The 12,883-nt window shown below is 37.1% G+C and carries 14 protein-coding genes; 6 read left to right on the top strand and 8 right to left on the bottom strand.

All coding sequences use genetic code 11. From position 1 onward, the window contains the following. Positions 1-32 precede the first annotated feature (32 nt). The 6 genes from WJN01_RS04020 (at position 33) to WJN01_RS03995 (ending at position 6,546) form a co-directional block, all read left to right on the top strand. Complete coding sequence (locus WJN01_RS04020; RefSeq protein WP_445195865.1) at positions 33-680, top strand: thymidine kinase; 648 nt, start codon at positions 33-35, stop codon at positions 678-680. Continuing rightward, positions 673-1,779 carry an alanine racemase gene (gene alr, locus WJN01_RS04015; RefSeq protein WP_445195864.1) on the top strand — a complete coding sequence of 369 codons (1,107 nt, stop codon included), beginning with the start codon at positions 673-675 and terminating at the stop codon, positions 1,777-1,779. The genes WJN01_RS04020 and alr overlap by 8 nt, the downstream gene beginning before the upstream one ends. 65 nt (positions 1,780-1,844) lie before the next feature. Then, the gene (gene mscL, locus WJN01_RS04010; protein ID WP_445195863.1) at positions 1,845-2,246 is read left to right on the top strand and encodes a large conductance mechanosensitive channel protein MscL; all 402 of its coding nucleotides are present in this window, start codon (positions 1,845-1,847) and stop codon (positions 2,244-2,246) included. 135 nt (positions 2,247-2,381) lie between these two features. After that, the gene (locus tag WJN01_RS04005; RefSeq protein WP_445195862.1) at positions 2,382-3,371 is read left to right on the top strand and encodes an aspartate-semialdehyde dehydrogenase; all 990 of its coding nucleotides are present in this window, start codon (positions 2,382-2,384) and stop codon (positions 3,369-3,371) included. A 121-nt stretch (positions 3,372-3,492) separates the two neighbouring features. Continuing rightward, positions 3,493-5,595: a prolyl oligopeptidase family serine peptidase gene (locus tag WJN01_RS04000; RefSeq protein WP_445196299.1), complete on the top strand. Its 2,103-nt coding sequence runs from the start codon at positions 3,493-3,495 to the stop codon at positions 5,593-5,595. A gap of 36 nt (positions 5,596-5,631) precedes the next feature. Then, positions 5,632-6,546: an ABC transporter ATP-binding protein gene (locus WJN01_RS03995; RefSeq protein WP_445195861.1), complete on the top strand. Its 915-nt coding sequence runs from the start codon at positions 5,632-5,634 to the stop codon at positions 6,544-6,546. Here WJN01_RS03995 and WJN01_RS03990 read toward each other — a convergent pair. From WJN01_RS03990 to WJN01_RS03955, 8 genes are all read right to left on the bottom strand, one after another. After that, entirely contained in the window at positions 6,533-6,994 is a 462-nt protein-coding gene (locus tag WJN01_RS03990) for a 3-oxoacyl-ACP synthase (protein WP_445195860.1), read from the bottom strand. The genes WJN01_RS03995 and WJN01_RS03990 overlap by 14 nt on opposite strands. Beyond that, positions 6,984-7,682 carry a monofunctional biosynthetic peptidoglycan transglycosylase gene (mtgA, locus tag WJN01_RS03985; RefSeq protein ID WP_445195859.1) on the bottom strand — a complete coding sequence of 233 codons (699 nt, stop codon included), beginning with the start codon at positions 7,680-7,682 and terminating at the stop codon, positions 6,984-6,986. Before mtgA ends, WJN01_RS03990 begins: the two co-directional genes overlap by 11 nt. 1 nt (position 7,683) lies before the next feature. Next, positions 7,684-8,796, bottom strand: a complete 1,113-nt coding sequence (locus WJN01_RS03980) for an NAD(P)/FAD-dependent oxidoreductase (RefSeq protein ID WP_445195858.1) — start codon at positions 8,794-8,796, stop codon at positions 7,684-7,686. 164 nt (positions 8,797-8,960) lie between these two features. After that, positions 8,961-10,316 (bottom strand): acetyl-CoA carboxylase biotin carboxylase subunit, encoded by a 1,356-nt coding sequence (accC, locus tag WJN01_RS03975; RefSeq protein ID WP_445195857.1) that lies wholly within the window; start codon positions 10,314-10,316, stop codon positions 8,961-8,963. A 96-nt stretch (positions 10,317-10,412) separates the two neighbouring features. After that, positions 10,413-10,904, bottom strand: coding sequence for an acetyl-CoA carboxylase biotin carboxyl carrier protein (gene accB / locus WJN01_RS03970; protein WP_445195856.1), 492 nt, complete (start codon positions 10,902-10,904; stop codon positions 10,413-10,415). Between the two features lie 23 nt (positions 10,905-10,927). Continuing rightward, positions 10,928-11,929, bottom strand: coding sequence for a beta-ketoacyl-ACP synthase III (locus WJN01_RS03965; RefSeq protein WP_445195855.1), 1,002 nt, complete (start codon positions 11,927-11,929; stop codon positions 10,928-10,930). Between the two features lie 183 nt (positions 11,930-12,112). After that, positions 12,113-12,316 carry a 50S ribosomal protein L32 gene (gene rpmF, locus WJN01_RS03960; protein WP_034042489.1) on the bottom strand — a complete coding sequence of 68 codons (204 nt, stop codon included), beginning with the start codon at positions 12,314-12,316 and terminating at the stop codon, positions 12,113-12,115. An 8-nt stretch (positions 12,317-12,324) separates the two neighbouring features. Then, complete coding sequence (locus tag WJN01_RS03955) at positions 12,325-12,864, bottom strand: YceD family protein (protein WP_445195854.1); 540 nt, start codon at positions 12,862-12,864, stop codon at positions 12,325-12,327. Positions 12,865-12,883 lie beyond the last annotated feature (19 nt).

Here is a 12,883-nt window from a genome sequence, read left to right as displayed (position 1 = left end):
AAATGGCACTGATTTAGTGTTAAAATTACGAAATGTTTCTCGAAAATACGGTAAATCATAAAGAACAATTTGGCTGGATAGAAGTTATCTGCGGCTCGATGTTTTCTGGAAAAACCGAAGAACTCATTAGAAGATTAAAGCGTGCACAGTTTGCCCGACAAAAAGTCGAGATTTTTAAACCCACCATTGATGTACGTTACGATGAGGATATGGTGGTCTCCCACGATGCCAATGAAATACGTTCAACACCTGTTCCTGCGGCTGCAAATATTCCCATATTGGCCGATGGCTGTGATGTTGTTGGCATTGATGAAGCCCAATTTTTTGATGACGAAATTGTTCGCATTTGTAACGATTTGGCCAATAAAGGCGTTCGTGTAATTGTTGCTGGGTTGGATATGGATTTTAAAGGAAATCCCTTTGGCCCAATGCCCCATTTAATGGCTACGGCCGAATATGTTACCAAAGTGCATGCGGTTTGTACACGTACCGGAAATTTGGCACAGTATAGCTACCGAAAAGCCAAAAGCGACAATCTGGTGCTTTTGGGCGAGGTTGAAGAATATGAACCTTTAAGCCGAGCTGCTTATTTTAAAGCGATGTTGCGCGATAAAGTGCGGAACATGAAGGTTACCGATGCCGAAGAAATAATCAATAAACCTAAAGACCCCGATGCCTAAAGCACAAGAAACGGTGCTTGAAATTGACTTAAAGGCACTTCAACATAATTTTAACCATCTTAAATCAAAATTACTACCAGGCACTAAATTTTTGGCCGTGGTTAAAGCCTATGCTTACGGAAGTGATTCTTGCGAAATTGCCAAATATTTGCAAGAACAGAATGTTGATTATTTTGCAGTTGCCTACAGCAATGAAGGTGTTGCTTTGCGCAAAGCGGGTATTACCAAACCCATTTTGGTTTTGCATCCGCAAACGGTGAATTTTGAAGAACTTATTGAACACTGTTTAGAGCCAAGTTTGTATAACACGAAGATTCTTAACGAATTTATCGATATTGCCTCAACAAAAAATCTTGAAGACTACCCGATTCATATTAAGTTTAACACTGGTTTAAATAGATTGGGTTTTGACGGAAGTGCTGTTGACCAAATTGTTTCGAAATTAGAAACTACCAAAACGGTAAAGGTGAAATCTATTTTTTCTCATTTAGCCGCCAGTGAGGATTTAAACGAAAAAGGATTCACCGTACAGCAAATAGAAGATTTTAAGGCCATTGCCCATAATTTTATAAAAGCCATTGGATACGAACCCATGTTGCATATGTGCAATACATCGGGTATTTTAAATTATCCCGAAGCCCATTTCGATATGGTTAGAAGTGGTATTGGCCTGTACGGATTTGGCAATTCTGAAAAGGAAAGTAAACAGTTAAAACCCATCGGTACTTTAAAAACCGTTATCTCCCAAATTCACCATATTGAAAAAGGAAAATCTGTAGGTTACAATCGTGCTTTTAAAAGTAACTCAGTTATGAAAACAGCAACATTGCCCATTGGCCATGCCGACGGCATTGGCAGAATTTATGGCAAGGGCAAAGGCTACGTTACTATTAACAACCAAAAAGCACCCATAGTTGGCAATGTTTGTATGGATATGATTATGGTCAATATTTCAAATATAGACTGTAAAGAAGGTGATGAAGTCATCGTTTTTGGTCAAAATCCAACAGCCGAAAATCTTGCGGAAAGTGCAAACACTATTTCTTACGAACTTATTACGTCAATTTCCCAGCGAGTTAAAAGAATTTTCTTAAGGTAGAACTTATCAAATGTTAATTTTTTTTAACTATTTTTGAGTATCACTAACTATAAATTTATGTTATTATGTTAAAAGAGTTTAAGGATTTTGCAATGAAAGGCAACTTGGTTGATATAGCCGTTGCTTTTGTAATGGGTGCAGCTTTTAATAAAGTTGTTAGCTCATTTACCGGTGGCATTGTGTCGCCATTAATTGGATTAATATTCAAATCCGACTTCAAAGACCAAAAATGGATTATAACCGAAGGCACTTTAAACGATGCTGGAGAAACCGTAGGTGAAGTTGCGGTGTTGTGGGGAGACTTTTTAACTAACGTAATCGACTTTATTATTGTAGCCTTTGTAATGTTCTTAATCATCAAAGGAATCAACAAAATGAAGAAGAAAGAAGAGCCAGCTCCAGAAGCACCAAAAGGCCCTTCTCAAGAAGACTTACTTGCCGAAATCAGAGATTTGTTAAAAAAATAACAAAACGTTAATAATATAACAACCTGTTATTTGTTGTTAAAAAGCCCCTGTTTTTTAAAAATGGGGGCTTTTTTTAGATTCTAAAATGGAATTAATACTTAGTTTTGTCCTCACAAAATTTTAAAAATTAAAAAAATGAAAGTAGCTGTTGTTGGTGCCACTGGTATGGTTGGCGAAGTGATGCTAAAAGTTCTTGCAGAACGCAATTTTCCTATTTCCGAATTAATTCCCGTTGCTTCAGAGCGCTCTGTAGGAAAAACAATAACCTACAAGGGCACCGATTATAAAGTTGTTGGACTTGAAACGGCTGTTTCTATGCGACCAGATATCGCTTTATTTTCAGCAGGTGGTGGGACCTCTTTAGAGTGGGCACCAAAATTTGCAGAAGCTGGCACAACAGTAGTAGATAACTCTTCAGCTTGGAGAATGGACCCAACAAAAAAATTAGTGGTTCCAGAAATTAATGCAAGCGTATTAACCAAAGACGATAAAATTATTGCCAATCCAAACTGTTCAACCATTCAGTTGGTAATGGCATTAAACCCGTTGCACAAAAAATACAAAATGAAACGTGTTGTGGTTTCAACATACCAATCAGTTTCGGGCACTGGCGTTAAAGCAGTTCGTCAGTTAGAAAATGAAATTGCTGGTGTTGAAGGCGAAATGGCCTATCCTTACCCAATTGGAAGAAATGCATTGCCACACTGCGATGTTTTTGAAGAAAACGGATACACCAAAGAAGAAATGAAATTGGCCCGTGAGCCGCAAAAAATTATGGGTGACAGAAGTTTTTCAGTTTCAGCCACAGCGGTTCGAATTCCAACCTCTGGAGGGCATTCAGAATCAGTAAACGTTGAGTTTGAAAACGATTTTGATTTAGCTGAAGTTCGTAAATTATTAAGCGAAACTCCTGGCGTTGTGGTTCAAGACAATACTGCTACCAACAGCTACCCTATGCCAATTTTTGCGCATGAAAAAGATGAAGTTTTTGTAGGACGAATTAGAAGAGACGAATCGCAGCCGAACACCTTAAACATGTGGATTGTTGCCGATAATTTGCGCAAAGGAGCTGCAACAAATACTATTCAAATTGCCGAATATTTAATTGAAAAAGGATTAGTATAGCACTTTATCAACTAAAGCAATAAGCAAAAGCTTCTTCATTAAATTTGGAGAGGCTTTTTTTATTTACTTTTGAAAAATCCAAAATTCATCAATTGTGAATAAATTTCTCATTAGCGCTCTAATGCTAATAAGTATAATTGCTTGCAAAAAAGAAACTGAAAGTACTAACAGCATTACCGTGAATTACCCAAAGACCAAAACCGATGACACAATAACCAATTATTTTGGAACTCATGTAAAAGACCCATACCGCTGGCTTGAAGATGATAGAAGTGAACACACCAAGGCATGGATTAAGGCACAAAATGAAGTAACCCATAAGTATTTAAATGAGATTCCTTTTAGAGATGAATTGAAAAACCGACTTTCAAGTTTATGGAATTACGAAAAACGGGGTGCCCCGCATAAAGAGGGCGATTACTTCTATTTTTCCAAAAACGACGGTCTGCAAAACCAAAGCATCATTTACAGGCAAAAGGATAATGTTGAGCCCGAAATATTTTTAGACCCCAATACATTCTCAAAAGATGGAACAACTTCATTGGATGGTCTTAGTTTTTCGAAAAATGGCAAATTACTGGCATACTCCATTTCTGAAGGGGGTAGTGATTGGAGAAAAATACTCGTAATGGATACCGAAAGCAAAGAGATTCTTGAAGATACGCTATCGGATATAAAATTCACCCAAATATCGTGGTACAAAAATGAAGGGTTTTACTATTCAAGTTACGACAAACCCAAAGGCAGTGAACTTTCGGCTAAAACAGACCAGCATAAAGTCTATTATCATAAATTGGGAACAACCCAAAATGAAGACCACCTAATCTTTGGAGGAACACCTGAAGAAAAACACCGTTATATTTATGCCAAAGTTACTGAAGATAATCGGTTTTTAGTTATAACACCTCGCGTAGCAACCTCAGGAAATAAGCTTTTTATTAAAGACCTTTCAAAACCAAACAGTGCATTTAAACCAGTTTTAAACCATACGGACACAGATACAAATGTTATCGATAATGACGGGAACACTTTGCTTTTGGTTACCAATTTAAATGCCCCGAACAAGAAAATTGTTTCAGTTGATGCTTCAAATCCTTCACCAGAAAATTGGGTTGATCTTGTTCCTGAAACAACTAACGTTTTAACGGTTTCAAAAGGAGGCGGCTATTTGTTTGCCCATTACATGGTTGATGCCATTTCTAAAGTAAAACAATACCGGTACGATGGTTCCTTTATAAAAGACATTGAGCTCCCCGGTTTGGGTACTGCAAGCGGATTTAGTTGTAAAAAAGAGGAAAAAACAAATTACTTCTATTTTACTAACTACAATACCCCTTATAGCATTTATGAAATGGATTTGGATGCTGCCGAAATCAAGATTTATTGGAAACCAGCCATAAGTTTCAACAGTTCAAATTACGAAAGCAATCAAGTGTTTTACACTTCTAAGGATAGGACAAAAGTGCCCATGATAATTACTCATAAAAAAGGGCTTGATTTAAACGGAAAAAATCCAACCATTTTGTATGGCTATGGCGGATTCAATATCAGTTTAACGCCAAGTTTTAGTGTTACCAATGCCGTTTGGATGGAACTTGGTGGCGTTTTGGCCGTTCCGAATTTACGCGGAGGTGGCGAATATGGTAAAAAATGGCATCTTGCAGGGACCAAAATGCAAAAGCAAAATGTGTTTGACGATTTTATTTCTGCCGCTGAATATCTAATTGAAAACAAATATACCTCATCGTCCTATTTAGCCCTGCGTGGTGGCTCTAACGGCGGGTTATTGGTTGGTGCCGTAATGAACCAAAAGCCAGATTTGGCTAAAGTAGTGTTACCCGCTGTGGGTGTTTTGGACATGCTCCGCTATCATACGTTCACAGCAGGTGCAGGATGGGCATACGATTATGGCACCGCCGAAGACAGCGAGGAAATGTTCGAGTATTTAAAAGGATATTCGCCTTTGCACAATGTGAAAAAAGGGGAACAATATCCTGCAACGTTAATCACCACTGGCGATCATGATGATAGGGTTGTTCCGGCACATAGCTTTAAATTCGCTGCCGAATTACAGAACAAACAAACAGGGAATAATCCCACGCTGATAAGAATCGAAACCAATGCTGGACATGGTGCTGGAACTCCAGTAAGTAAAGTCATTGACTATAATGCTGATGTTTTTGCCTTTACGCTTTATAATATGGGATTCAGAACATTGAATTAGCCTTAAGGTCAAGTTTTTATTCTATTTTTGTGTCCTATGCTTAACGTACAAAATCTTACATTTTCATATCAAAAAACACCTATTTTAAAAGGTGTTTCGTTTGAGGCCAAGCTAGGTGAAAATCTTGCCATTATAGGTGAAAGTGGCTCTGGGAAAAGTACGCTTTTAAAGGTGCTTTACGGTGAATATGATTTGGATGAAGGTCATATTTTTTGGAAGGGAAACAAAATTCTTGGCCCTAAATACAACCTTGTTGTTGGCTATGATTTTATGAAGTATGTTGCTCAAGAGTTTGATTTGATGCCTTTTATTTCCGTTGAAGAAAATATCGGCAAATTCCTTTCCAATTTTTATCCTGAAGAAAAAAAGGAACGTACCGCAGAACTTTTAAAAGTGGTAGAACTTGAAGATTTTGCAAACACTAAGGTAAAAACGCTATCTGGCGGACAAAAACAGCGCGTTGCATTGGCCAGAGCTTTGGCTAAAGAACCCGAAATTATACTTTTGGATGAACCCTTTAGTCATATCGACAATTTTAAAAAACAAAGTTTAAGGCGAAGTCTTTTTAAGTATTTAAAAGACAAAAACATCACCTGCATAGTGGCGTCGCACGACAAGAAAGATGTTCTGGGTTTTGCTGACAATATGATTGTTCTTGACCAAAATAATATTGTTGCTCACAACACACCTGAAACTTTATTCAAAAACCCAAAACTACCCTTAATTTCTTCCTTTTTTGGAGAGTTCAATGTCATTAATGGCCAAATTGTTTACGCGCATCAACTAAAAGAGGTTGAAAAATCTAACTTGAAAGCTACTGTTATTGAAAGTTATTTTCAGGGTCATTATTACCTTATTGAAGCTAATTTAAAAGGTGAAAAGATTTTTTTTGAGCATGAGCATTCTTTAAAAAATGACGCTGACATTTATTTGTCAATCATAACATCCTAGTGATTTTAAAGTGTTGATTCCTAAAAACTATTTCATCATTAACTTTTTTCCCAAGCAATAATTGGCCGATTGGTGTGCTTGCAGAAATAGCATAGAATTTTTGTTTTTCAACTATTAATTCTCCAGCACTTATGGCAATAAAATAATTGGCCTGAGTGGTAAATACAACACTGCCTAATCCAATAGTTTTTGAAGTGCTTTCAATATTAATTTTGGAAAGGATTTGTTTGGTTTTTTCAATTTCAGCGAGTTGATTCCCTGCTTTTTCGCGTTCCAGCTGCAACATGGCACGGCCTGTTTCGTGCTTATCGCCTGCGCTACTTTTAGTTTCTGAATTTAATGCTTCTTGAATTTGGTCAATGGTATGCTTTACAGTTTCCAATCGAACGTTTAGAAATGCTTCACATTGAAAAAACAGATTTCTTTTAAGCGCCTTGCTATTCTCCATCCTTTTTATTGAAATCCAACGGTCCAAAAAATCCCATTTGCCTCACAATCCAGTTTTTTCTGCCTTGTATATAGTTGCTTGCAGGGTTTGCTTTATACCGTAATGGATTGGGCAAAATGGCTGCAATAGCGGCCGCTTCTTGCTTAGACAATTTAGATGTGGATTTTTTAAACCAATATTGCGAAGCAGCTTCGGCACCATAAACGCCATCGCCCATTTCAACACTGTTTAAATACACTTCCAAAATACGTTGCTTGCTCCATATTAACTCAATTAAAAATGTGAAATAGGCTTCTAAACCCTTTCGGAGCCAGCTACGATGTGGCCAAAGAAAAACATTTTTGGCTGTTTGTTGACTGATGGTACTAGCACCTCTAATGCGTTTTCCTTTTTGATTGTGTTCAATAGCTTTTTCAATGGCCTTGAAATCGAATCCATTATGGGTTAAAAAATTCTGGTCTTCACTACAAATTACGGCCAATTGCAAATTCATTGATATATTGTCCATTGATTTCCAGTCTTGCTTTAAAACAACCTTTTCGCCATCCATTTTTTGTTGAACAGCCCTAATGACCATGAGTGGTGTTATAGGAACGGGCACCCATTTAAATAAAATGACCAACCCTATGGAAATAACCAAAAACCACCGAAGGATTTTCCAAAAAAATCTGAAAATTCTTTTTATCATGTTAATGTAATAAATCCGCTAACTCCCTACCAATTAAACTGCCTATGGCTACGCCCATTCCGCCAAGTCTTACACCACAAAATACGTTGTTAGACAGCTGCTTTACAATTGCCTTTTTTTGATTACCAACACCCATAATGCCACTCCATCGGTGGTCTATTTCAAAATCTATATTTGGCAGAATGGTTACTCTTAAAAGCTCTTCCAATTTGTTTTGAACTAAATCTGTTTGTGCGAATTTTGTAGTTTCTTCGGTTTTAAAATCAAGGTTTCGACCGCCACCAAACAAAATTCGATTGTCAATATTTCTAAAATAATAATAACCCCTATCCAAATGAAATGTACCTTTTATATGCAAGTTCTTGATAGGTTTTGTAATTAAAACTTGTGCCCTGGCCGGCTGAACATCTGGAATATTTAGTTGTGAAGCAAACCCATTGGTTGCGATGAACAACTTAGAAGTTGAAAATTCAAATTGATTGGTTTTTATTTTTATTGAAACATTGTCTTCTGAAAAGTCTTCAACATTTATATTGTTTAAAATCTTGATGCCTTTTGTTTGTGCTTTATTCAACAAGGCTTCCATCATCTTTCCTGTATCCAATTGACCTTCAAAAGCATTAAAAATGTAGTATTCTTTGATGTTCTTAAAATTGAACATATTGTCTTTTATGGCAAATACATCGCTTTTAAAAATGGGTTTTAATAGGTTATTAATTTCGCCCTTTTTAGCATGACACAACTCTAACAAATCATCATGTTGTGTAAATAACTCATAACCGCCCAATTGTTGGTAATCCAATTTACCATCACCCAAAGTTTGTCTTAATAACTTTAAGCCTTCTACGCGTTTTTTTACCAACCCAAAAACTTCTTCTTCCGTATGATTTCTTAAATCCTCTAAAATTTCACTTAAGCTGCCGAAGCATGCAAACCCTGCGTTTTTGGTGCTTGCGCCTTGAGGCAACATGCCCTTTTCAAGAATTAAAATATTGGCTTTAGGAAATTTGCTTTTTAATTGTAATGCACAGTTTAATCCAACAATACCGCTACCTACAACAGTGAAATCTATGTTGGCTAACCACGATTTTATTTCCCAATACGAAAGGTTCATAGTGCTAATGTACTATTTTCCTTGATGATTTCAACTGTATTAAGGATTAAGCGATTTTGTGACTCTTCACAAATAGTGAATTACAAAATCTTGGCTTAAAGTAGCTTCGGGAACTTAGATAATGTCATAAAAAAACTCCGAAATTGCTTTCGGAGTTTCACTTTTTATTCTTCTTCTACTGGTTTTTGCATTTTAAAGTCTTCCATAAATTTGGTGGTGTAATTTCCAGCAATATAGTCTGGATGATCCATCAGTTGTCTATGGAAAGGAATTGTAGTTTTTATGCCTTCAATTACGAACTCATCCAATGCGCGCTTCATTTTATTAATGGCCTCTTCTCTAGTTTGCGCCGTAGTAATTAACTTTGCAATCATAGAATCGTAGTTTGGTGGAATGGCGTAACCGGCATAAACATGGGTATCCAATCGAACACCATGGCCTCCAGGCGCATGCAAAGTGGTAATAACACCTGGCGACGGCCTAAAGCCATTAAAAGGATCTTCGGCATTAATTCTACATTCAATAGAATGTAGTTTTGGCTCATAGTTTTTTCCAGAAATGGGAACGCCCGCTGCCACTAAAATTTGCTCGCGAATTAAATCGAAATCAATTACCTGTTCTGTAATTGGGTGCTCCACTTGAATACGCGTATTCATTTCCATGAAGTAGAAATTACGGTGTTTGTCTACCAAAAACTCAATAGTTCCAGCACCTTCGTATTTTATGTATTCAGCAGCTTTTACAGCAGCTTCTCCCATTTTTTTACGCAATCCAGCCGTCATAAAAGGAGATGGTACTTCCTCTGTTAATTTTTGATGTCGACGTTGAATGGAACAATCACGCTCTGATAAATGACATGCTTTTCCTCTGGAATCGCCCACAACTTGAATTTCTATATGTCTTGGCTCTTCAATAAGTTTCTCCATGTACATATCATCATTGCCAAATGCAGCCTTGCTTTCTTGTCTTGCTGAATCCCAAGCAGCCTTTAAATCTTCGGGTTTAAAAACGCCACGCATTCCTTTTCCACCGCCTCCAGCTGAAGCCTTTAGCATAACAGGGTAGCCTGTTTCCTTAGCGATTTTTTCACACTCCTTAAAATCTTTTATAACACCGTCGCTGCCCGGTACACATGGCACACCAGCAGCTTTCATGGTTGCTTTGGCATTGGCCTTATCACCCATTTTATCAATCATCTCTGGGTCGGCGCCTATAAATTTAATACCGTGCTCTTCGCAAATTTTTGAAAATTTGGCGTTTTCAGACAAAAACCCATAGCCTGGGTGAATGGCATCTGCATTAGTGATTTCGGCAGCTGATATGATATTGGACATTTTTAAATAAGACTCACTACTTGGCGGAGGCCCAATACAAACCGCTTCGTCTGCAAACTTAACATGTAAGCTTTCTGCATCTACAGTAGAGTAAACGGCAACGGTTTTAATGCCCATTTCTTTACAGGTTCTAATTACACGAAGTGCAATTTCACCTCTATTGGCAATTAATATTTTTTTAAACATCTTTCTTGTATTAGATAATTAGACATTTGGATTATTTGACTATTGGATTATTAGATGGGTAAAGACCTAACAACCGAGCGATCTAATAATCTAAAGTTAAGATGGGTCTACTAAAAATAATGGTTGATCAAATTCAACCGGAGATGAATCATCAACTAATATTTTAACAATCTTTCCAGAAACTTCTGATTCTATTTCGTTGAAAAGTTTCATGGCTTCAATAATACAAAGCACGTCACCTTCTGCAATTGTTTGCCCAACCTCAACAAATAAAGGTTTGTCTGGAGCCGGTTTTCTATAGAATGTTCCAATTATTGGAGATTTTATTGTAATATATTTTGAATCTGTTGCTGTCGAAGGTGCCGCTGGTTCTGCCGCTTTAGCTGGAGTTGCTGCCTCTGCTTGTGGAGCTGCAACTACCTGTTGTGGTATTTGAGCTGGAACCGGTGCGTATTGTACCGCTGGACTACCTGATGAATCCGACCCCGTTTTAATGGTGATTTTTACGTCATCCATCTCTAATTTAACCTCACTTGCACCAGATTTGGCCACAAACTTGATTAAGTTTTGAATCTCTTTTATATCCATAATTTTACTAATTAGTTATTTGGTTAGTCTTTTGAATTATAAGCCCATTTTAAGTAAATAGAACCCCAATTAAATCCGCCGCCAAATGCCGCGAATATAATGTTATCTCCTTTTTTAAGTTGCGATTCGTAATCGTTTAAAAGCAGGGGCAAAGTAGCAGATGTTGTATTGCCATATTTGTGGATGTTTATCATCACCTTTTCCTCCTCCAAGTCTATACGCTGTGCCGTGGCATCAATAATACGTTTATTAGCTTGGTGAGCCGCTAGCCAATCTACATCGTCCTTGGTCAAATTATTGCGCTCGAGTATTTTTACTGTAGCATCTGCCATATTGAACACGGCATTTTTAAAAACTGTTCGTCCTTCCTGAAAAGCGTACTGACCACCAGCAGCCATTGACTCCTCGGTAAGTGGAAATGAAGATCCACCATATGTGGCCTGTAAAAATTCGCGACCAGTACCATCACTTCTTAAGTACTCATCTTTTAAACCTAATCCTTCTTCATTGGGCTCAAACAATACGGCTCCCGCTCCATCACCAAATATGATACAAGTTGCGCGATCTTTGTAATTAATGATTGAAGACATTTTATCGGCGCCAATCAGCAATACGTTTTTATACCTTCCAGATTCAATATAACTAGCTGCAACCGACATGCCATAAAGAAAGCTAGAGCACGCTGCATCCATATCAAATGAAAAAGCATTTGTGGCTCCAATTTCAGAAGCGGTAAAAGAGGCGGTTGAAGCCGCTTTCATATCCGGTGTGGCTGTCGCTACAATAACAAGCTCAATTTCTTTAGGGTCTATACCCTTCTTTTTAATGAGGTCTTGGGCTGCCTTTATGGCAAGATAAGATGTTCCTTTCCCATCTTCCTTTAAAATACGGCGTTCCTTAATTCCTGTTCTTGTAGTAATCCATTCATCATTGGTATCAACCATCGTTTCAAGAATTTGATTGGTCAACACATATTCCGGCACATATGCTCCTACTGCTGTAATTGCCGCTGAGATTTTACTCATACCTTTAAGTTATTTTCGATTAAAAAAACCGTTAAAAATGGGGGAAAATGCTCAAAATTTTACGAAAACTACTAAATTTTGACGTAATATTATGCAAATTACGTGTTTTTGTTATTTTGAAAAAGTATTTCATAAAAAAAACGCTCATAAATGAGCGTTTTATATTGAGCGCATAATTTTAATTTATGCAACGTTTTCTACTTCCTCTGAATTGTCAATTAAAACTTGACCTCTGTAGTATAATTTTCCTTCATGCCAGTGTGCTCTATGGTATAAGTGCGCCTCACCTGTTGTTGGGCATGTAGCAATCTGTGGCGCAGTTGCTTTGTAATGGGTTCTTCTTTTATCTCTTCTTGTTTTTGAGATTTTTCTTTTAGGATGTGCCATTTTATATGTTATTTATCCGTTAATAATTTCTTTAATGTATTCCATCGGGGATCTATATCCTCCTCTTTTTCTTTTGTTTCCTTAAGCTTGGGGCTTAATTCTTCTAATTTTTTAAGTATGTCTGAATTTAAAGAACCATCTTTAATACCTGGATGCACTCTTTTTGCAGGAACAGCCAAAATAATCAACTCATATATATATTGCTGAATATTGATTTCATAAGTTCCATGGGGAACAATCAATATATCAATATGCTCATCATTATACTCTTCGCCAAACTTTACCACCAAACTAAACGTACTGTTTATGTCTTGGTTGTAAGGTTCATTTGTAAGGTCGCAATTAACGTTTACCCATCCAGAAATTTTAAAATGCAACTCGAGCAATGTTGTTTTCTTTTCAAGTTCAACATCAACCGAAACGTCTACATCGTTAAAATCGTCATACTCAAAATGTCCAAAGAACGCTTGTTCAATTTTGTACTCAAAATGATGCTTCCCCAGTTTTAGTCCAACAAATGGAATATTAAACTCTTTTAATCGCTTCATTATCAACATCTATTTTGAG

The organism is Tamlana sedimenti (assembly GCF_038148895.1).
Taxonomy (GTDB): domain Bacteria; phylum Bacteroidota; class Bacteroidia; order Flavobacteriales; family Flavobacteriaceae; genus Tamlana.
This window is presented reverse-complemented; position numbering and strand designations above follow the sequence as displayed.

What these genes read in the sequence shown, in the direction of transcription:
- mscL (WP_445195863.1), top strand. Translation starts at nt 1,845, where the DNA reads ATGTTAAAAGAGTTTAAGGATTTTGCAATGAAAGGCAACTTGGTTGAT.
- WJN01_RS03980 (WP_445195858.1), bottom strand. Translation starts at nt 8,796, where the DNA reads ATGAACCTTTCGTATTGGGAAATAAAATCGTGGTTAGCCAACATAGAT.
- WJN01_RS04020 (WP_445195865.1), top strand. Translation starts at nt 33, where the DNA reads ATGTTTCTCGAAAATACGGTAAATCATAAAGAACAATTTGGCTGGATA.
- WJN01_RS04000 (WP_445196299.1), top strand. Translation starts at nt 3,493, where the DNA reads ATGCTAATAAGTATAATTGCTTGCAAAAAAGAAACTGAAAGTACTAAC.
- WJN01_RS03990 (WP_445195860.1), bottom strand. Translation starts at nt 6,994, where the DNA reads ATGGAGAATAGCAAGGCGCTTAAAAGAAATCTGTTTTTTCAATGTGAA.
- accC (WP_445195857.1), bottom strand. Translation starts at nt 10,316, where the DNA reads ATGTTTAAAAAAATATTAATTGCCAATAGAGGTGAAATTGCACTTCGT.
- accB (WP_445195856.1), bottom strand. Translation starts at nt 10,904, where the DNA reads ATGGATATAAAAGAGATTCAAAACTTAATCAAGTTTGTGGCCAAATCT.
- WJN01_RS04005 (WP_445195862.1), top strand. Translation starts at nt 2,382, where the DNA reads ATGAAAGTAGCTGTTGTTGGTGCCACTGGTATGGTTGGCGAAGTGATG.
- alr (WP_445195864.1), top strand. Translation starts at nt 673, where the DNA reads ATGCCTAAAGCACAAGAAACGGTGCTTGAAATTGACTTAAAGGCACTT.
- rpmF (WP_034042489.1), bottom strand. Translation starts at nt 12,316, where the DNA reads ATGGCACATCCTAAAAGAAAAATCTCAAAAACAAGAAGAGATAAAAGA.
- mtgA (WP_445195859.1), bottom strand. Translation starts at nt 7,682, where the DNA reads ATGATAAAAAGAATTTTCAGATTTTTTTGGAAAATCCTTCGGTGGTTT.
- WJN01_RS03995 (WP_445195861.1), top strand. Translation starts at nt 5,632, where the DNA reads ATGCTTAACGTACAAAATCTTACATTTTCATATCAAAAAACACCTATT.
- WJN01_RS03955 (WP_445195854.1), bottom strand. Translation starts at nt 12,864, where the DNA reads ATGAAGCGATTAAAAGAGTTTAATATTCCATTTGTTGGACTAAAACTG.
- WJN01_RS03965 (WP_445195855.1), bottom strand. Translation starts at nt 11,929, where the DNA reads ATGAGTAAAATCTCAGCGGCAATTACAGCAGTAGGAGCATATGTGCCG.